This window comes from Actinoallomurus oryzae, from assembly GCF_039541955.1.
Classification (GTDB): Bacteria; Actinomycetota; Actinomycetes; order Streptosporangiales; family Streptosporangiaceae; genus Actinoallomurus; species Actinoallomurus oryzae.
On sequence record NZ_BAABHF010000058.1, the window covers coordinates 131,128 to 148,994 of the forward strand.

17 protein-coding genes are annotated in these 17,867 nt (G+C 72.2%); 8 read left to right on the forward strand and 9 right to left on the reverse strand.

The annotated features are described in order from the left end of the window. Nucleotides 1-43 precede the first annotated feature (43 nt). A complete protein-coding gene (locus ABEA10_RS45270; RefSeq protein ID WP_345474889.1) occupies nucleotides 44-463 on the forward strand; it encodes an ester cyclase in 420 nt (139 codons plus the stop codon). A 27-nt stretch (nucleotides 464-490) separates the two neighbouring features. Here ABEA10_RS45270 and ABEA10_RS45275 read toward each other — a convergent pair whose 3' ends face one another. Beyond that, the gene (locus tag ABEA10_RS45275) at nucleotides 491-1,285 is read right to left on the reverse strand and encodes a TetR/AcrR family transcriptional regulator (RefSeq protein ID WP_329234629.1); all 795 of its coding nucleotides are present in this window, start codon (nucleotides 1,283-1,285) and stop codon (nucleotides 491-493) included. 190 nt (nucleotides 1,286-1,475) lie between these two features. Between ABEA10_RS45275 and ABEA10_RS45280 the strand changes: the two genes are divergently transcribed. Then, the gene (locus tag ABEA10_RS45280; RefSeq protein WP_345474890.1) at nucleotides 1,476-3,374 is read left to right on the forward strand and encodes a glycogen debranching N-terminal domain-containing protein; all 1,899 of its coding nucleotides are present in this window, start codon (nucleotides 1,476-1,478) and stop codon (nucleotides 3,372-3,374) included. Between the two features lie 41 nt (nucleotides 3,375-3,415). Here the strand turns inward: ABEA10_RS45280 and ABEA10_RS45285 are convergent, their stop codons facing one another. The 6 genes from ABEA10_RS45285 to ABEA10_RS45310 all read right to left on the reverse strand — a co-directional run bounded on the left by ABEA10_RS45285 (nucleotide 3,416) and on the right by ABEA10_RS45310 (nucleotide 8,565). Further along, nucleotides 3,416-4,054 carry a response regulator transcription factor gene (locus ABEA10_RS45285; RefSeq protein WP_345474891.1) on the reverse strand — a complete coding sequence of 213 codons (639 nt, stop codon included), beginning with the start codon at nucleotides 4,052-4,054 and terminating at the stop codon, nucleotides 3,416-3,418. A 13-nt stretch (nucleotides 4,055-4,067) separates the two neighbouring features. Then, complete coding sequence (locus ABEA10_RS45290) at nucleotides 4,068-5,435, reverse strand: sensor histidine kinase (protein WP_345474892.1); 1,368 nt, start codon at nucleotides 5,433-5,435, stop codon at nucleotides 4,068-4,070. A 15-nt stretch (nucleotides 5,436-5,450) separates the two neighbouring features. Beyond that, on the reverse strand, nucleotides 5,451-6,239 hold the full coding sequence (locus tag ABEA10_RS45295; protein ID WP_345474893.1) for a hypothetical protein: 789 nt from the start codon (nucleotides 6,237-6,239) through the stop codon (nucleotides 5,451-5,453). Continuing rightward, nucleotides 6,236-7,003, reverse strand: coding sequence for an ABC transporter ATP-binding protein (locus tag ABEA10_RS45300; RefSeq protein WP_345474894.1), 768 nt, complete (start codon nucleotides 7,001-7,003; stop codon nucleotides 6,236-6,238). The genes ABEA10_RS45295 and ABEA10_RS45300 overlap by 4 nt, the downstream gene beginning before the upstream one ends. A 146-nt stretch (nucleotides 7,004-7,149) precedes the next feature. Continuing rightward, entirely contained in the window at nucleotides 7,150-8,004 is an 855-nt protein-coding gene (locus ABEA10_RS45305; protein WP_329234647.1) for a PAC2 family protein, read from the reverse strand. Between the two features lie 102 nt (nucleotides 8,005-8,106). Next, complete coding sequence (locus ABEA10_RS45310; RefSeq protein WP_345474895.1) at nucleotides 8,107-8,565, reverse strand: universal stress protein; 459 nt, start codon at nucleotides 8,563-8,565, stop codon at nucleotides 8,107-8,109. A gap of 192 nt (nucleotides 8,566-8,757) precedes the next feature. Here ABEA10_RS45310 and ABEA10_RS45315 point away from each other — a divergent pair, with 192 nt between their 5' ends. Both ABEA10_RS45315 and ABEA10_RS45320 read left to right on the forward strand, forming a co-directional pair. Continuing rightward, nucleotides 8,758-9,669, forward strand: coding sequence for an aldo/keto reductase (locus ABEA10_RS45315; RefSeq protein ID WP_345474896.1), 912 nt, complete (start codon nucleotides 8,758-8,760; stop codon nucleotides 9,667-9,669). A 177-nt stretch (nucleotides 9,670-9,846) separates the two neighbouring features. After that, nucleotides 9,847-10,497 (forward strand): HAD family hydrolase, encoded by a 651-nt coding sequence (locus ABEA10_RS45320; protein ID WP_345474897.1) that lies wholly within the window; start codon nucleotides 9,847-9,849, stop codon nucleotides 10,495-10,497. Here ABEA10_RS45320 and ABEA10_RS45325 read toward each other — a convergent pair. Both ABEA10_RS45325 and ABEA10_RS45330 read right to left on the reverse strand, forming a co-directional pair. Beyond that, nucleotides 10,494-11,678: a cytochrome P450 family protein gene (locus ABEA10_RS45325; protein WP_345474898.1), complete on the reverse strand. Its 1,185-nt coding sequence runs from the start codon at nucleotides 11,676-11,678 to the stop codon at nucleotides 10,494-10,496. The genes ABEA10_RS45320 and ABEA10_RS45325 overlap by 4 nt on opposite strands. A gap of 45 nt (nucleotides 11,679-11,723) precedes the next feature. Next, the gene (locus tag ABEA10_RS45330; RefSeq protein WP_345474899.1) at nucleotides 11,724-12,998 is read right to left on the reverse strand and encodes an MFS transporter; all 1,275 of its coding nucleotides are present in this window, start codon (nucleotides 12,996-12,998) and stop codon (nucleotides 11,724-11,726) included. A 66-nt stretch (nucleotides 12,999-13,064) separates the two neighbouring features. Here ABEA10_RS45330 and ABEA10_RS45335 point away from each other — a divergent pair, with 66 nt between their 5' ends. The 4 genes from ABEA10_RS45335 (at nucleotide 13,065) to ABEA10_RS45350 (ending at nucleotide 17,791) form a co-directional block, all read left to right on the forward strand. Next, nucleotides 13,065-14,033, forward strand: a complete 969-nt coding sequence (locus tag ABEA10_RS45335; protein ID WP_345474900.1) for a DUF5937 family protein — start codon at nucleotides 13,065-13,067, stop codon at nucleotides 14,031-14,033. Nucleotides 14,034-14,198: 165 nt separating this feature from the next. Then, a complete protein-coding gene (locus tag ABEA10_RS45340) occupies nucleotides 14,199-14,636 on the forward strand; it encodes a hypothetical protein (protein ID WP_345474901.1) in 438 nt (145 codons plus the stop codon). Nucleotides 14,637-14,980: 344 nt separating this feature from the next. Beyond that, on the forward strand, nucleotides 14,981-15,982 hold the full coding sequence (locus ABEA10_RS45345) for an ABC transporter permease (protein WP_345474902.1): 1,002 nt from the start codon (nucleotides 14,981-14,983) through the stop codon (nucleotides 15,980-15,982). A 60-nt stretch (nucleotides 15,983-16,042) separates the two neighbouring features. Then, on the forward strand, nucleotides 16,043-17,791 hold the full coding sequence (locus ABEA10_RS45350; RefSeq protein ID WP_345474903.1) for an ABC transporter substrate-binding protein: 1,749 nt from the start codon (nucleotides 16,043-16,045) through the stop codon (nucleotides 17,789-17,791). The last annotated feature ends 76 nt before the right edge of the window (nucleotides 17,792-17,867 follow it).

The following is a 17,867-nucleotide window of genomic DNA, read 5'->3' on the forward strand; positions in this document are numbered from 1 at the left end:
AGAGCATCATAGCTTCGTCTTACAGTGTAAGAGAGGAAATGGCATGGACAACAAGGCCGTCGTACGGGGCTTCTTCGCGGCCGTCAGCGAGCGCCGGGCCGATGACCTCCCGGCCTTCATGGCGTCCGGCGTCATCGACCACAACAAGATGATCCATGGCGAGCCCGACGAGCCCGGTGCGGCGTTCGAGGGCATCCGGATGCAGCTCGCGGCGTTCGACCCGCTGCGGCTGCGCGTGGAGGAGCTGGTCGCCGAGGGGGACCGCGTGGTCGCCCGCCTCACCATGTCCGGCACGCACACCGGCACGCATGTCCGCATGCCGGAGCCGACCGGGCGCAGCTTCGAGAACGAGGCCATCTTCCTGTTCACCCTCGGCGACGGAAAGATCACCGAGATCCGTGGCGTCAGCGACCGCCTGGGCCTGTTCCTCCAGCTCGGCTGGGACTGGCCGACCATCGACTAGCGGACGGGAGCCTCTCCCGGCGGTCCGTCACGGGCCGGTGCGGTCGTGCGTGCGTTCGGCGACGAGTGCCGCGAAGCCGTCGAGCACGCACCGCAGGCCGAACGCGTACGCGTGGTCGGGGTCGTACGCCGCCTGGTGCGCCTCGCCCGCCGCGCTGCCGACGCGCGTGGCGAGCGGGTAACGCTCCGGGTCGAAGACGCGGGCGAGGAGGGGGGCGTTGGCCGCCCACCACTCCGCGTCCGACATGGCGCTGTCGCGGGCGGCCGCCTCCTTGTCGAGGGCGGTGCGGGCCGTCGACTGGACGAACGCGAGGAGGTGGGTGAGCGCGGCGTCCATCTCCACGTCGTCGAGGCCGAGCCCGTCGAACGCGCCGAGCTCGTGCTCGTACTTGGCCATCGTCCCGGGCCCCAGCGGCGGGCGGGTGACGGACAGGGCGGTCATCCAGGGATGCCGGCGGAAGAGCGCGCGGTTCTCGTGGGCGACGGCCTCGACGCGCGCCCGCCACGGGGTGCCGGCCGGGTGCTCGGTGCGGGGCATCCGCCGGTAGGCGGCGTCGACCATGAGGTCGAGCAGTTCGGCCTTGCCCGGGATGTAGGTGTAGAGCGTCATCGGCACGACGCCGAGCCCCTGGGCGACCCGCCGCATCGTCACGGCGTCCAGGCCCTCGGCGTCGGCGATGTCGATCGCGGCCCGGACGACGGCGTCGATGCTGAGCCGCGGCTTCGGCCCGCGCCCGGCCGTCTCCCGGCCCGCGTCACGCCACAGCAGCTCGAGAGTGCGCGCCGGGTCGCCCGCGCCGCCGCGGTCCTTCGCGTTCGCCATGGACCACATCCTGCCGTCGCCTCCCGCGCCGCGCGAACCGCCATCGCGTGCAGACGGTGCGTCACCCGGCTCCGTCCGCACCGGCGTCACCGACGCCTTCGAGACCGTCACCGGCCTGACGGACGCTGCGAGTGCCGACGGCGCGGAACGCCGTCATCATGGAGCGGACCCCCGCGAAACGGAGCAGATCGTGTCCGTCCCCGCCTCCCGTCCCACCGGCGCGCCCGGCCCTGCGCTGTACGAGCACCTGACCTGCGTCGCCGCCCCCGCGACCTGGCTGTCCCCGCCCGACGGCCGGCTCGCCGGCGGCCCCGGCGGCCTGTACGTCGCCGACCGCCGCGTGCTGTCGCGGCTCGTGCTGACCCTCGACGGCACCGAGCCCGAGCCCCGCGGCGCCGAGACCCTCGGCGGCGATCGCGTGCGCTTCACCGGCGCCTGCGGCGCCCTGACGGTCGAACGCGTCCGCGCCGTGCGGCCCGACGGCGGCACCGAGCGGATCACCGTGCGCAACGGCGGCGACGCCTCCGCCACGGTCACGCTCGCCGTGGCGGCGGCCACCGACCTCGCCCAGATCAGCGACGTCAAGGCCGGCGACCCGCCCCCGCCGGAGACGCCGCTGCACGACGGCGCCGTCGTCACCGGCCCCGACGGTTATGAGGTGCGGCTGGAGGGCCGTACGGAGGCGGTCCTCGTGCTGGAGCCCGGCGGCCGGTTCACCACGACCCTCACCGTACGGGCCGTGCCGCCACCGGTGCCGGGGTTCCGCCCCGCGCCGCCGGACGGCCCGCCGCCGTGGGCGCGGACGCCCCTGACCATGCGTTCGGCCGACCCGCGGCTGGACGCCCTGGTCGCCCAGGGGGTCGCCGACCTCGGCGCCCTGCTCCTCGCCGACGAGGGCGACCCGTACTGCGCGGCCGGCAGCCCCTGGTACCTCACGCTGTTCGGCCGCGACGCCCTGTGGGCCGTCCGGCTCGCGCTCCCGCTCGGCCATGAACTGGCCGCCGGCACCCTGCGGACGCTGGCCCGCCACCAAGGCGCCGGCCACGACCCGGTCACCGAGGAGGAGCCCGGCAAGATCCCGCACGAGCTGCGCCCCGCGTACGCGCCCGGGCGGCTGCCGCCGGTCTACTACGGCTCGGTCGACGCGACGGCCCTGTTCGTGGTGACGCTCGCCGAGGCGTCGCACTGGGGGATGCCCGCGCAGGAGGTCGAGGCGCTGCTGCCGGCCGCCGAGCGCGCGCTGGCCTGGCTCGGCACCTTCGAGGAGTTCGTGTCCTACCGTGGCTCGGCCGAACGGCTGCCCAACCAGGGCTGGAAGGACTCCAGCGACGGCATCCAGCACCTGGACGGCACGTCCGCGACCCCGCCGATCGCCCTGTCGGAGGTGCAGGCGTACGCCTACCAGGCGGCCGTGCTCGGCGCGGACCTGCTCGAGGCGTACGGCCGCGACGGCGACCGGCACCGGCGCTGGGCGCGGGGACTGGCCGCCCGGTTCCGCGCCCGGTTCTGGCTGGAGGACGGCTACCCGGCGATCGCCCTCGACGGGACGGGCGCGCCGGTCGACGGCCTGGCCTCCAACGCCGGCCACCTGCTCGGCACCGGCCTGCTCGACCGCGAGGAGGAGGCCCGTGTCGCGCGGCGGCTCGGAGAACTGAACTCCGGCTGGGGCTTGCGGACGCTCACCGGCGACGCCGCCGGCTTCGACCCGCTCTCGTACCACCGCGGGTCGGTCTGGCCGCACGACACGGCGATCGCGATGCTCGGCCTGAGCCGTTCGGGCCATCGGGAGCAGGCCGCGGAGCTGGCGCGCGGGCTGATCGCCGCGGCGCCCGCGTTCGGCCACCGGCTCCCGGAGCTGTTCGGCGGCCAGGCCCGTCGCGACGGTGTGGCGCCGGTGCCGTACCCCACGGCCTGCCGCCCGCAGGCATGGAGCGCCGCGGTGTCCCCGGCGCTGGTCACGGTGCTGTTCGGCCTCCAGCCGGACGGGCCGGGCCGGGTGACGGCCGCGCCGCTGCCGGGCTTCGGCCCGATGACGGTCACCGGCGTACGGGCGGGGACGGAGACGCTGACCTTCACGACCGAGGGCTGAGGCCCCGTTCGGGGCCTTCACCGGGCGGCGTGTTCCTCGTGTCACGATCGGAGGTAGTGCAGGACCGCCAGCACCCGGCGATTGTCGCCCTGTGAGGGCGGGAGGTCGAGCTTGGTGAAGATGCCGGCCACGTGCTTTTCCACCGACCCGGTGGAGATGCACAGGCTCGCGGCGATGCCGGCGTTGGAGCGGCCCTCGGCCATCAGGGCGAGCACTTCACGCTCGCGGAGGGTCAGCATGTCCAGGCCGGGCCGGCCGGCGCGGAGGAGCAGGCCGACGACCTCGGGATCGAGCGCGGTGCCGCCTGCGGCGACGCGAACCAGTGCGTCGGTGAACTCGGCCACGTCGGCGACCCGGTCCTTCAGCAGGTAGCCCATCTTCGCGGCACCGCCCTCGAGGAGCCGGGCGGCGTACCTGGGCTCGATGTACTGGGAGAAGACCAGCACCCCGGTCGCCGGATGGTCGCGACGGATGTCGATGGCCGCCCGCAGCCCTTCGTCGGTGTGGGTGGGCGGCATCCGGATGTCCACCACCGCGACGTCGGGACCGTGCTCGGCCACCGCGGTGAGCAGCGCCTCGCCGTCGGCCACGGCGGCGCACACCCGATGGCCACGGTCGGCGAGCAGCCGGATGAGGCCCTCCCGCATCATCGCGGCGTCTTCGGCGATCACGACACGCATGCTCTGGATGCTTTCACGCGTGCGGCGGCAGCCGGATGCTGACGCGGGTCGGCCCGCCGGGCGGGCTGGCGATATCCATCCGGCCGTCGACGGTACCGACCCGGTGAGCGAGTCCGGACAGGCCGGTGCCGCGGGCCGGGTCGGCCCCGCCGACGCCGTCGTCGGTCACGACGAGCAGCAGGCACCCGTTCGGTTCGGCCACGTGGATCGTGATCGTGTTGGCGTGGCTGTGCTTGACGGCGTTCGCGAGCAGCTCGGCCGCGCAGAAGTAGGCGATCGTCTCGATCGCGGGCGTGGGCCGGCTGGGGATCTCGGTGGTCACCTCCACCGGGATGGCGCTGCCGACGGCGAGGGTGGCCAGCGCATCGGACAGACCGGTGTCGAGTATCGGCGGGTGGATGCCCCTGGCCAGGTCGCGCAGCTCGCCGAGGGCGTCTTTGGCGCCCTGGTGGGCGGCCTCGACCAGCTCGCGGATCTGGGCGAGCTGGTCGAGGCCGTCGTCGCCGAGCTTCTCCTTGGCCAGGCCGAGGTTCATCGCGAGCGCGGCCAGCCGCGCCTGCGCGCCGTCGTGCAGGTCGCGTTCGAGCCGGCGCAGCAGCGCGGCGGAGTCGTCCACCGCCTGGGCCCGGGTCTGCTCCAGGTCGCGGACCCGCTGCATGAGCCTGCCGGGGCCGAGCAGATTGCGGATCAGCCACCGGTCCGCCAGCACGACCGCCCTGGTCACCCAGGGCGCGACCAACAACGACGCCGCGCCCGCCGCGAAGACGAGAAGCGTCCCAGGGTAGGTGGCGATGTGGAACGGGTGGCTCCGAAGCGGGGTCAGGAACGGAACCGGATCCAGGTGGACGTCGGGCGGGTGGTTGCGGAACAACCCCCACCAGAACGGGTAGCTCAGGTTGACCAACCCGGTGCCCCAGTACTCGACGGCGTACAGCCCCAGCAGTGCGACCGGAACTCTCAGCAGCAGGTACGCCACGGCGCGCCAGCCGGCGCCGTCGCGAAGCCTCGCGTCCAGCCGGCCGAGAACGCCCCGGCCGGGACGGAACGACGGCGGCTCCGCGACGCGCTCGCCGAGCAGCCGAGCCGTCAGACGGCGATGGAACGAGCCGAGCCGCCGCGCGAGGCGGGGCGCCAGAACGAGCAGCACCAGCGCACCGGCGGCCAGGCCGGCGAACGAGACGTTCTCCGGCTTGGCCGGGCCGGGCCCGAGGAATCCCATGATGATGAGGAACGCGACGGCGCCGACCGGCACGGCGATGCCGGTCGGCGCCGCGACGACGAGGTACAACAGCTCGGCCCGAGCACGGCGGGTGAACGGCTCCATCGCGATCGCGGTGAGCGTTCTCCTGACACTCGGCGGGTCCGTGGCCATCGCGCTCATCCGTTCATTGTCCGCTCAGGCGTCCCGGCGGACCAGCAGCCATGCCCCGGCCCCCAGCACGACGGCGGCGTACACGCAGAGCATGGCGAGCCCGGACCACGGCGACAGGATGTGATGCTGCGCGTCGCCCTGCGGCTTGACCGCGCTGAGCGAGGCCCCCACGATCGAGATCGGAACATACCCGATCACCGGCCGGGCGATCGCGACGATGAACTGCGCCAACACGAACACCCCGCCGACGAGTACGGCGATGGCGGCGGCGGTGTGCCGGACGATGGCGCCGATACCGAGACCGAGCAGCCCGATCAGGCACAGTCCCGCACCGGTCAGCACGACCGCTCGCAGCACCCCCGGCTGGCCGAGTGAAGGGGGCGGCACCCTGGCCGGCAGGGCGGCCCCGCCGGCCAGGAAGGCGAGGAACGCCCCGGCCTCTCCGAGCACCAGCACCGAGACCCCGTACACCGCCGTCTTCGCGGCGAGCAGCAGCCGCCGGTCGGGTACCGCGGCCAGTGTCGACCTGATCGCGCCGGAGGAGTACTCACCGGTCATGACGACCACACCCAGGACGCCGATCGTGAGCATCCCGGGGATCACGCCGGCGAGCGCGTTGTTCGTCAGGTCGCCGGACGCGTTCTTGGTGCCGGCTCCCACGACGGCGGCCATGCCGACCGCGCCGGCGAAGGTGATCGCCAGGGTCCACCACGTCGAGCGCAGGCTCCACAGCTTGACCCATTCCATCCGCGCCGCATGCCGGAAGCGGTAGTGCCCGGCCGGTGTCCGTGACTCCCACGTGGCGGTGGTCATGACGCTCCTCCTCGTCCCTGCGCTTCGAGATCGCTGCCCCGGGCCGCCGGGTCACCTCGATACTCGGCGCTGTCACGTGTCAGCGCGAAGAACGCGTCCTCCAGCGAGACCGACCGGGCGGACAGCTCGGCGACCGACGTGTCCGCGAGCAGCCGCCCTCGGCCGATCACCACGAGATGCTCGGCGGTCAGCGCGATCTCGCTGATCAGATGGCTGGAGACGAAGACCGTACGGCCTTCGGCGGCCAGCGCCTTCATCAGATCGCGTATCCAGCGGATCCCCTCGGGGTCCAGCCCGTTGACCGGTTCGTCGAACAGCAGTACGCCCGGGTCGCCGAGCAGCGCGGCGGCGACGCCGAGCCGCTGGGCCATGCCGAGGGAGAACGCCCCCGCTCTTCTCCGCCCGACGTCGGCGAGCCCGACGGCACCGAGGACCTCCTCCACCCGGCGGTCCGGGATACCGCTACCCGCCGCCAGCGCCCTCAGGTGGGATCGGGCGGACCGGCCGGGATGAAATGCCCTGGCTTCGAGCAGGGCCCCGACCTCCCGCAGCGGCCAGCCCAGCTCGCGGTACCGGCGCCCGCCGATCAGCGCGTCTCCGGAGTCCGGCTCGTCCAGGCCGAGGATCATGCGCATCGTGGTGGACTTCCCCGAACCGTTCGGGCCGAGAAATCCGGTCACGACGCCGGGCCGTACCTCGAAGTCCAGCCGGTCGACGGCGACGGTGGATCCATAGCGTTTGGTCAAACCACGAGCTTCGATCACAAAACCTCCCCATGTCGGGACATGGGGGCAACGCTACGAACCCAGGACGCCGCGGAGAACGAGGCAATCGCCCGACTTCATCCGGGGGATTTCCCCCACCGCACATCGATCGGCAGGCTTCCCGAAGAAGGGCGTGGTGCGGAGGATCAGCCGGGGTCGCCGCCGCCGCGGCGGCGCAGGTAGCGTTCGAACTCGCGGGCGATCGCGTCGCCGCTCGCCTCGGGGAGCTCGGTGGCGTCCTTCTGCTCCTCCAGCGCCCGGACGTACTCGGCCACCTCGGTGTCCTGCTCGGCCAGTTCGTTCACGCCGCGTTCCCAGGCGCGGGCCTGCTCGGGCAGGTCGCCCATGGGCACCGACACGTCGAGGAGGTCCTCCACCCAGCGCAGCAGGGCCAGCGTGGCCTTGGGAGAGGGCGGCTGGGCGACGTAGTGGGGCACGGCCGCCCACAGCGACACCGTCTCCAGCCCGGCCGTGGCGAAGGCGTCCTGCAGCACGCCGAGCACGCCGGTGGGGCCCTCGTAGCGGGCCGGTTCGAGCTGCAGGCGGCTGGTCAGGCCGGTGTCGGAGGAGGCCGCGGTCACCGGCACGGGCCGGGTGTGCGGCGCGTCGGCCAGCAGCGCGCCGAGCAGCACGGCCGTCTCGACGCCGAGCTCCAGCATGATCCCGACGATGTCCTGGCAGAACGACCGCCAGCGCATGTTCGGCTCGATGCCGTGGACGAGCACCACGTCGCGGTCGGAGCCGGGCAGCTTGGCCACGGACATCCGCGTCGTCGGCCAGCTGATGCGCCGGGTCTTGCCGTCGACCAGCTCGACGGTGGGCCGCGTCACCTGGAAGTCGTAATAGTCGTCCGGGTCCAGTGCGGCCAGCGGGGTGGCACCCCAGCTCTCCTCGAGATGCTGGATCACACCGCTCGCCGCTTCACCGGCGTCGTTCCACCCCTCGAAGGCGGCGATCACCACCGGCTCGACGAGCTCGGGCACATCGTCGAGCTCGACCACGCGCTGCCTCCTCATCGGTGCGTCCGTTACACGACATCTCAAGCCTATGTCCTGTAAGCCGCTCGATGCCCACCCGAGATCACCCGGGTGGGCCCGGAGGCGTCACTTGCCGTCGGTCGTACGGACGATCAGCACGTCACAGCGGGCCCGGTGGGACAGGTTGGCCGGGACGGAACCCAGGAGACGGCCGGCGAGGCTGTTGAGCCCCCGGTTGCCGACGACGAGCAGGTCGACGCCGCGCTCGTCGGCCAGCTCGAGCAGGGTGTCGACGGCGTCACCGGCCACGGCGACCTCCTCGACGTCCCGGGCGCCGGTGGCGATGGCCCGGTCGCGCGCCGCCCGCAGGGCGTCGTCGGCGGGGGTGGACCCCTCGACCTTGTAGGCCAGGTCGCCGAGCTGGTCGCCGGCGCGGGCGCGTTCGCGGTCCGGCATCGGGTGGTAGGCGCAGACCATGATCAGTTTCGCGCCGGCATCGGCCGCGACGCGGCCCGCGGCCTCGACGGCGAGAAACGATGAGGGGGAACCGTCGGTACCGACGAGGACCTTGCGGTACGAAGCCACGGATGCTCCTTAGGGCCGCCGTTGTCTGCCTTGTTGGAGATTGTGTCAGTAGGACAACGCCTCAGGGCCCCAACGGTGACGCGGCGACCGTGAGGTCGATCACCGCCGCGCGTGCCGGCGGCGCGCGGCGGAGCGTTCCATCACCCGAACCTGCCCGCCGACGAGCGGGAACGCGGTCGTAGAGTCGGCCTCATGACGAAGATCTCTGATACGGAACTCGACGTCTTCCCGCTCTGCCTGGGGGGCAATGTCTTCGGCTGGACCGCGGACGAGGACGCGTCCTTCGCGGTGCTCGACGCGTACGTGGCGGCGGGCGGCAACTTCATCGACACGGCCGACCTGTACGCCGGCGGCGAGTCCGAGAAGATCATCGGCCGGTGGCTGGCCCGGCGGGGCCGCCGCGACGACATCGTGATCGCCACCAAGGTGGGGATGGCGGGGGAGCGCGCGAACCTCAAGCCCGCGACGATCCGCGCCGCCGCCGAGGACTCGCTGCGGAGCCTGGGCGTCGACCACATCGACCTGTACTACGCGCACCGTGACGACCTCGGCACGCCGATCGAGGAGACCCTGGCCGCGTTCGACGACCTGGTACGCGAGGGCAAGGTCCGCTACATCGCGGCCTCCAACTACGAGGCGCCGCGCCTCGCCGCCGCCCTGAAGATCTCCGACACCGAGGGCCTGGCCCGCTACGTGGCCCTGCAGCCGCACTACAACCTCATGGAGCGCGGCTTCGAGCAGGACCTGGCCGGCCTGTGCGCGCAGGAGAACCTCGGCGTGATGCCCTACTTCGGCCTCGCCCGCGGGTTCCTCACCGGCAAGTACCGGCCGGGCGGCCCGGAGGGCGACAGCCCGCGCGCCGAACGCGCCCGCGAGCACCTGAACGACCGCGGCGTCGCCGTGCTCGGCGCCCTCGACGAGATCGCCGCCGCCCACGACACGAGCCTGGGCGCGGTGGCCCTCGCGTGGCTGCTGGCCCAGCCGACCGTGGTGGCGCCGATCGCCAGCGCGCGCAACACCGAGCAGCTCGCCGCGCTGCTGCCCATCGCCGACCTGACGCTCTCCGCCGACGAGCTGGAGCGTCTGGCCGGCGTCTCCGCCTGACCCCGCCACGAGCACGTCAGAGAGGGCGCCCGGAACCCCGTGCCCCGCTCACGCCCGGGGAGGGGTCCCGGGCGGCCTGGTTCGGCTGTCACGGACCCACCGGACGGCCGATGGCGTGAGAGGTCAGGTGCCTCGCATAGGCTCGGTGCTCCCGATCCCCGGCGCGCCGAGGAGGCGATGCAGGTGCTTGAGGCGGTCCTGTTCGACATGGACGGGCTGCTCGTGGACTCCGAACGGCTCTGGTACGAGAGCGAGGCCGAGGTCATGGCCGACCTGGGCGCTCCGTGGGGTCCGGAGGATCAGGAGTCGCTGGTCGGTGGCTCGATCGCCCGCACCGTCGCCTACATGCTGGCGCGCACCGGCCCGGTCGCCGACCCCGAGGACGTCGGTCGGCGGCTGCTGGCCGGCATGGCCGAGCGGCTGCGCGCGAACGTCCCGATGATGCCGGGCGCCAAGGAACTGCTCGATGAGGTACGCGAGGCGGGCGTCCCCTCCGCCCTGGTCTCCTCCACCCACCGCGCGCTGATGGAGCACGCCCTGGACGGCATCGGCCGCGACCGCCTGACCGTCACGGTCGCGGGCGACGAGGTCGCCCACACCAAGCCCCACCCCGAGCCGTACCTCACCGCGGCGCGGATCCTGGACGTCGACCCGCGCCGCTGTGTCGCGCTGGAGGACTCCCCGAGCGGCGTCGACAGCGCCACCGCGGCCGGCTGCCACGTCGTCGCCGTGCCCAGCGTGGTCGCGATCCCCGAGGCTCCCGGCCGTACGGTCGTGTCCTCGCTGCGCGAAGTCGACCTGCCCCGCCTGCGGTCCCTCGTCGGCTAGCGGCTCCGGGCCGTCCCGAGGGTGACGGGGAGGGTGCGGAGCCCCCGGTTGCGGAAGGAGTTGCGCCAGCGCAGCTCCTCCTCGGCGACGGCGAGCGCGAGGTGCGGGAAGCGCCGCAGGAGCGCGCCCACGCCGACCTCGACCTCCATTCGCGCCAGCGACGCGCCGAGACAGTAGTGGGGCCCGTGCCCGAATCCGAGGTGCGGGTTGTCGGCGCGGCCCAGGTCGAGGCGGTCCGCGTCGGGGTAGCGGTCCGGGTCGTGGTGGGCCGACACCAGGGAGAGCATGACCGTCTCTCCCGCCGGGATCGTCACCCCGCCGAGTTCGATGTCCGTCACGGGGAACCGCCGGATCGCCAGCTGCGGCGGCGGATCGAACCGCAACAGCTCGTCCACGGCCGCCGGGGTCGGCTCCGCGCGTGCCCGGGCCAGGGCCTCCGGCCGGGTCAGCAGGGCGACGAGGCCGTTGCCCAGCAGGTGCATCGTGTTCTCATAGCCGGCGAACAGGACCAGGAACGCGGCGGAGGTGAGTTCGTTCTCGCTGAGCCGGTCCTCTTCGTCGCGGAGCTGGACCAGCGTGCTGAGCATGTCCTCGCCCGGCGCGGCGCGCTTGGCCGCGATCAGGTCGACGATGAAGCGGTACAGCGAGCTCAGCGCGTCGCGTGCCTGCCGCGGGGTCTCCGGGGCGAGCAGGCCGTCGGTCCAGGAGCGGAATTCCCGCCGGTCCGCCGCGTCGACCCCGAGGAGCTCGCAGATCACGGTGATCGGCAGTGGTGCGCAATAGGCGGGGAGCAGGTCGACCTCGTCGCGTCCGTCGAGAGCGTCGAGCAATTCGTCGGCGATGCCCTGTACCCGGGGCCGCAGGCGCTCGACCTGACGCGGCGTGAACCCCTTCGCCACGATCCGGCGCAGCCGCGTGTGGGCCGGAGGATCCATGTTCAGCAGGTTCGCGTCCAAGGCGGGCGGCAGCGAGAACCCCTTGTACCCGCCGCTGGAATGCGCCTTGTCCAGCGACAGTCGCGGGTCGGCGAGCGCCTTGCGCACGTGGTCGTACCGGGTGACCAGCCACACCTGGGTGCCGTCGGGCGCGAGGGCGCGATGCACGGGTGCCTGTTCGCGGAGCCGGGCGTACGTGGCGCGGGGCGCGGTGACGAACTCGCCGTCGATCTCTATGGGCTGCACCGGCCCCAATCTACCGACGTTCCCCGCACCGTACGATCCGGTCCGTCACGTACCGTCACCGGCCCCGGCGGCCGGTGCGTCCGGGGCCCGGTGGACGGGTGCCGGGGCGACGGGGACGGGACGTACCGCGAGACGGCGAGGCGGACGGCACAGCGCGACCACCACCAGGCCCGCGCCGCCCGCGAACGTGATCGCCAGGTCCGGCGGCACGAACTCACCGAGCGCGCCCGCCGTGGCGAAGCCCACGCCCTGCGTCACCATCAGCCCCGCGGAGTTCAGCGCGTACGCGCGCCCGAGCAGCTCCGGCGGGGTCACGTCGAGCAGCAGCTGGTCCAGGCCGAGCACGTACGCGCCGCAGAGCCCGGCGGAGGTCAGCAGGACCAGCGCGGGAACCAGCGGCGGACGTGCGGCGAAGAACGCGAGGGGCACGAAGCCGCAGGCGGCCAGCGGTGCGCTCAGCCGGGCGCGGCGGGCGGCCGGGATCAGCCAGATCCCGGCCAGCTCGCCGACGACCGTGCCCACCGGGTCGGCGGCCAGCCACCATCCGGTCGCCGAGGCCGGCAGTCCTCGCCCGGCGACGGCGGGCGCCGCGAGCGCCTCCGGCCACGTCGTCAGGAACGGCACCAGCCAGCCCAGGAGCAGGACCCGCCGCAGCGGCCCGTTCGCCAGCACCCGCGTCACCCCGCGCAGCGAGTCCCCGGCGAGCGAGCCGCCGGCCCGCCCGCGCGCCGGCCGCCGCGCGAGCAGGACGCGCAGCACCAGCGCGGAGGCCGTGAACGTCACGGCCTCCACCCCCAGCACGGCGCGCGGCGGCAGGGCCGCGAGCAGCCCGCCGCCGGCCGCGTACCCGGCGACCTGGGCGCCCTGCCCCACCAGCCGCAGCAGCGAGCGCGCCGGCACCACGGCATCCGGCGGAAGAACGTCGGCGACCAGCGCGCCCCGTGCCCCGGTCGCGACCGGGGTCAGCAGGCTCATCGCGAACAGCAGCGCGAACAGCGTCGGCACCGGCACACCCGGCACGGTCATCGCCGCGACGATCGCGGCGCAGCCCAGGTCGCAGCCGGCCAGCAGCCGCCGCGACGGTACCCGGTCCACCAGGCCGGACAGCAGCGTCCCGCCGAACAGGTACGGCAGGAACGTCGCCGTGAAGACCAGCGCCGACAGCAGCGGCGAACGCGTCTGCCGGTAGACCAGCACGGTCAGCGCCAGCCCGGCGACGACGTAGCCGAGCATCGACACGACGAAGGCGCCGAACAGCGCGCGGAACTCGGCGGAGGCGAACGCGTCGCGGTAGCGCCCCGCCCGGGGGATGGTGCTCACGCCCCGAAGCTGGCAGAACCTACGCTGAGGGGGCGAAAGATTCGTTAGGGGGCGAATGTCGTGGCCGTGACGCGCCTCGTGGCGAGCGGCGGCGATCTGCTGCGCTGCCGGTTCGCCACCTCCCCGCTGTGGGAGACGGTGAACGCCGTGCGCGCGTTCGTCGACCCGCGCCCCCGCCCGTACCTGCGGCCCTGGTGGGAACAGGTGCGCGGCGCCCCTCCGGCGCACCGGCTGCTCGCCGTGCAGTCCCCGCGCGGCTACACGCCCGACTTCCTCAGCCCTCCGCCGCGTGAGGCCGCGCTCTCGGTGGAGGACCAGCTCGCCGCCGTGCGCGCGACCCCGCCCGAGCAGGTCCGGGCCGAGCTGTGCCGCGTCCACCCGTGCCGGTCACCGGCCGCCGTGCGCGCGATGATCGCCGACCCGGAGGCGGCGCGCGACGCTCTCGTCGCCGAGCTGGAGGACGCCTGGCGCCGGCTGGTGCTGCCCTGGTGGCCGCGGGTGCGGGAGCTGATCGACGCCGACATCGAGTACCGCTCACGGCTCCTGGCCGCGTACGGCCTCGGTCACGTCGTCGCCGGCCTGGACGAGCGCATCCGGTGGGCCGGGCAGTCCATCGTGATCGAGCCGGCCGGTGACGACGTCGAGCGGGAACTGGACGGCGACGGGCTGATCCTGATGCCGAGCGCCTTCGTGTGGCCCAGCGTCGCGGCGATCGTGGACCGGCCCTGGCAGCCGACGCTGGTCTACCCGGCCCGGGGCATCGGCGCGCTCCTGGGCGGGCGGGCGACGGCCCCGGTCCCGCTGGCCCGGCTTCTCGGCCGTACCCGGGCCCTGATCCTCGCCGACCTCGCCGAGCCGGCCACGACCGCGGCGCTCGCGGCCCGGCACGGCCTGGCGCCCTCCACGGTGTCGGCGCACCTGTCCGCGCTGGAGGGCGCGGGCCTGCTGACCCGGCGCCGCGCCGGTCACGAGGTGCGGTACCGGCGTACGCCGCTGGGCCGGGCGCTGGCCGAGGGGCTCATGCCGGGGGAGTAGCCCGAACCGTCCCGTGGAAGGAGTGGGATTCGCGTCATTACGTGTAACCATGGGAGGGCCAGCCGTACGTACGGATCCGTCCCAACGAGGTGCCGCCATGAGCGAACGAAGTGAGCGAATCCATGACACGGCGCTCCCGGTCACTCCTTCGGCGGAGGAGAACTCATGAGCGACTTCTTCCTCTTTTCGATCAGCCTGGCCGTCACGGTGCTGGGGTTGGCGGGCAGCTGGGCGGCCGCGCGCCGGCGCGGGGCGGCCTCCGGCCTGCGCGGTGCCGCGTGGTCGCTGGTTCCGCTGGGCGCCTACCTGACCGGCCTGACGAAGTTCCTGGCCGACCTGGTGTTCAGCCCGCTCAAGTGGGCGGGAGTGATCGTCCTGGGCCTCGGCGCGGTGCTGTACATGACCTCCGGCGTGATGCTGCGCCGGGGCGGTGGTGCGAAGGAGGGATCCGGCCGCGTCGATGCCGGCCGTGGCGACTCCGGTGGCGCGCCCAAGGCGGCCTCCAAGGGCCGGGCCAAGCCTGCGGTCGAGGAGCGGAAGGCGGCGGCCGACCCCGATCTGGCCGAGATCGAGCAGATCTTGAAGAACCGCGGGATCAGCTGATGACCTGCGGAAACGTGGGGCCGATGTGACTCGCGTGTGACGGCGTTCCTGCACATGTTCACGAGCGTGTAACACCGAATGTGGCCTTGATGACGACGAGATCACAATCGAGACACGGGTACTAGCGCCGACCTGCTCCCGGGCATGAAAGTCGTCCCGGGAGAGGTAGGTTCCCTCTCCAATGGGCGCGTATGGGCCTCATATGTCCTGTTTCGCATATGGGGTGGCCGATCGCTCCATTGACGGCAACGCCGCCGAGCGTGGGAGGTACCCCTAGTGACTGAGCGCAGCGAGGGAACCGTTCAACACAGCACTTTGGTCACGGTGCCGACGAAGGAGGTGCCGTGACCGCACCGATCGAGGTGTCGGGTTCCGAGGCCGAGGCGCAGCCGGAGGCCGTGCTCGCGGGCATGGGCGGCAAGGTCGAGGGCCGTTCGCTCGGTCAGATCGCCTGGATGCGGCTCCGGCGCGACAAGGTGGCCATGGCCGGTGGTGTCGTGGTGATCCTCCTGGTCCTCATGGCGATCTTCGCGCCGTTGCTGACGTCGTGGTTCGGCCACCCGACGAGCGAGTTCCACCAGGACCTGATCGACCCGAACCTCCAGCGTCCGCTGCACGGTCCCTGGCACTCGGGCATCAGCGGGAAGTACCTGCTCGGGATCGAGCCGACGAACGGCCGTGACATCTTCAGCCGGATCGTGTACGGCGCCCGGATCTCCCTGCTCATCGCCTCCCTCGCGACGCTGCTGTCGGTCGTCATCGGATCGACCCTCGGCATCATCGCCGGCTACTTCGGCGGCTGGGTCGACACTCTGATCGCCCGCGCGATGGACGTCTTCCTGGCCTTCCCGCTCCTGCTGTTCGCCATCGCGCTCGCCGGCGTGGTTCAGGGCAAGGTGTTCGGGCTGTCCGGCAACGGGCTGCGCATCGGCCTGCTGATCTTCATCATCGGGTTCTTCAACTGGGCCTACATCGGCCGGATCATCCGCGGGCAGACCCTGTCGCTGCGCGAACGGGAGTTCGTCGACGCCGCGCGCTCGATGGGCGCGCGGGCGCCCTACATCCTGTTCCGCGAGCTGCTGCCGAACCTCGTCGCGCCGATCCTGGTGTACTCCACGCTGCTGATCCCCACGAACATCCTGTTCGAGGCGGCGCTCTCCTATCTCGGGGTCGGTGTCAACGAGCCGACGCCCACGTGGGGCGGCATGCTCGCCCAGGCGGTTCCGATCTACTCGGTCGACCCATGGTTCATGATCGTTCCCGGCCTGGCGATCTTCATCACCGTTCTCGCCTTCAACCTGTTCGGCGACGGGCTGCGCGACGCCCTGGACCCCCGTGCCCGCTGATCACAGATGTGCCGATCGGACCGACTCTCAGCGTCGTTCCCCAAGGAGGAAGACAACCAAATGAGGAGAAGAACGCCTTTGGTGGCGGTGGGCGCCGCGCTCGCCCTCGCCCTGGCCGCGTGCGGCGGCACCGGCGGTTCCAACAGCGGTAGCGGAGGGAACGGCAAGTTCAACGAGGGCAACACCTCGGTGGTGAACGCGTCGACGAAGACCGGCGGCACGCTCCGCATCGGCACCGCCTCCGACTGGGACAGCACCGACCCGGCCGACACCTACTACGGGTGGTCCTGGGACTTCATCCGCCTGTACGGCCGGGCGCTGACGATGTTCAAGACCGTGCCCGGCAAGGACGGCCTGCAGCTGGTCCCCGACCTGGCCCAGAACCTCGGTCAGCACAGCGCCGACTTCAAGACCTGGACCTACAAGCTCAAGCCGGGCGTCAAGTACGAGGACGGCACGCCGGTCCGCGCCCAGGACGTCAAGTACGACGTCGAGCGCACGCTGGACAAGAACACCTTCCCGGACGGGCCGACGTACTTCGGTGACTTCCTCGACACCAAGGGCTACTCGTCGCCGTACAAGGACAAGACCCCGGGCAAGCTCGGCCTGAAGGCGATCGAGACGCCGGATGACAACACGATCGTCTTCCACCTGAAGAAGGCGTTCGCCGGCTTCGACTACTTCGCGATGCTGCCGGCCACCATCCCGGTGCCGCAGGCGAAGGACACGGGCACGAACTACAAGCTGCACCCGGTGTCCACCGGGCCGTACAAGTTCGAGAGCTACACGCCGGGCAAGCAGCTGAACCTGGTCCGCAACACCAACTGGGACCCCAGCACGGACCCGAACCGCAAGCAGCTGCCGGACCGCATCCAGGTGCAGATCGGCGTCAACGCCGACGACCTGGACAACCGGCTCATCGCCGGTTCGGCGGACATGGACATCCAGGGCCTGGGGCTGGGGGCCGCCGCCGCGGCCAAGGTCCAGTCGAACCCCAACCTGAAGAAGAACGCCGACTCGGCGGCGACCGCCCGGCTGGACTACGTGGCGATCTCCTCCTCGGTGCCGCCGTTCGACAACGTCCACTGCCGGAAGGCCGTGGAGTACGCCACCGACAAGCAGGCGATGCAGACGGCCTACGGCGGCCCGCTGTCCGGTGGTGACATCGCGACCCACCTGATGATGCCGCTGATCCCCGGCAACCAGGACATCAACCCCTACCCCTCCGGGGCGGGCAACCACGGCGACGTGGCCAAGGCCAAGCAGGAGCTGCAGGCGTGCGGTAAGCCGAACGGCTTCAGCACGGTCATCTCCGCGCGCACCGAGCGGACGAAGGAGCTCAACGCCGCTCTCGCGCTCCAGCAGGGCCTGCAGAAGGTCGGCATCAAGACCGAGATCAAGAAGTTCCCCACGGGCGACTACTTCAAGCTCTACGCCGGCAAGCCGGAGTACGTGAAGGACAACGGCATCGGCCTGATCATGATGTCCTGGGGCGCCGACTGGCCGGAGGGCTTCGGCTACCTCCAGCAGATCGTCGACAGCCGCGTCATCCGGACCGCGGGCAACACCAACCTCGGCGTGAAGGACCCGGCCGTCGACCAGCTGCTGGACAAGGCGGCGGTGACCGCCGACACCACCGCTCGCGGTGCGCTGTGGGCCCAGATCGACGCGAAGGTCATGGACGACGCCTACATCGTGCCGTTCCTGGATGAGAAGCACCTGCTCTACCGGCCGCCCACGGTGAAGAACGCGTACGTCAACCAGGGCCTCAACGGCTTCTACGACTACGCCCAGCTGGGCGTGAAGTAGCCGTCGGCAGAACCGTCCATAGAAGGCAGGTGAAGGCATCGGTGGACGGCGGGAGCTAACCGGCCCGCCGTCCACC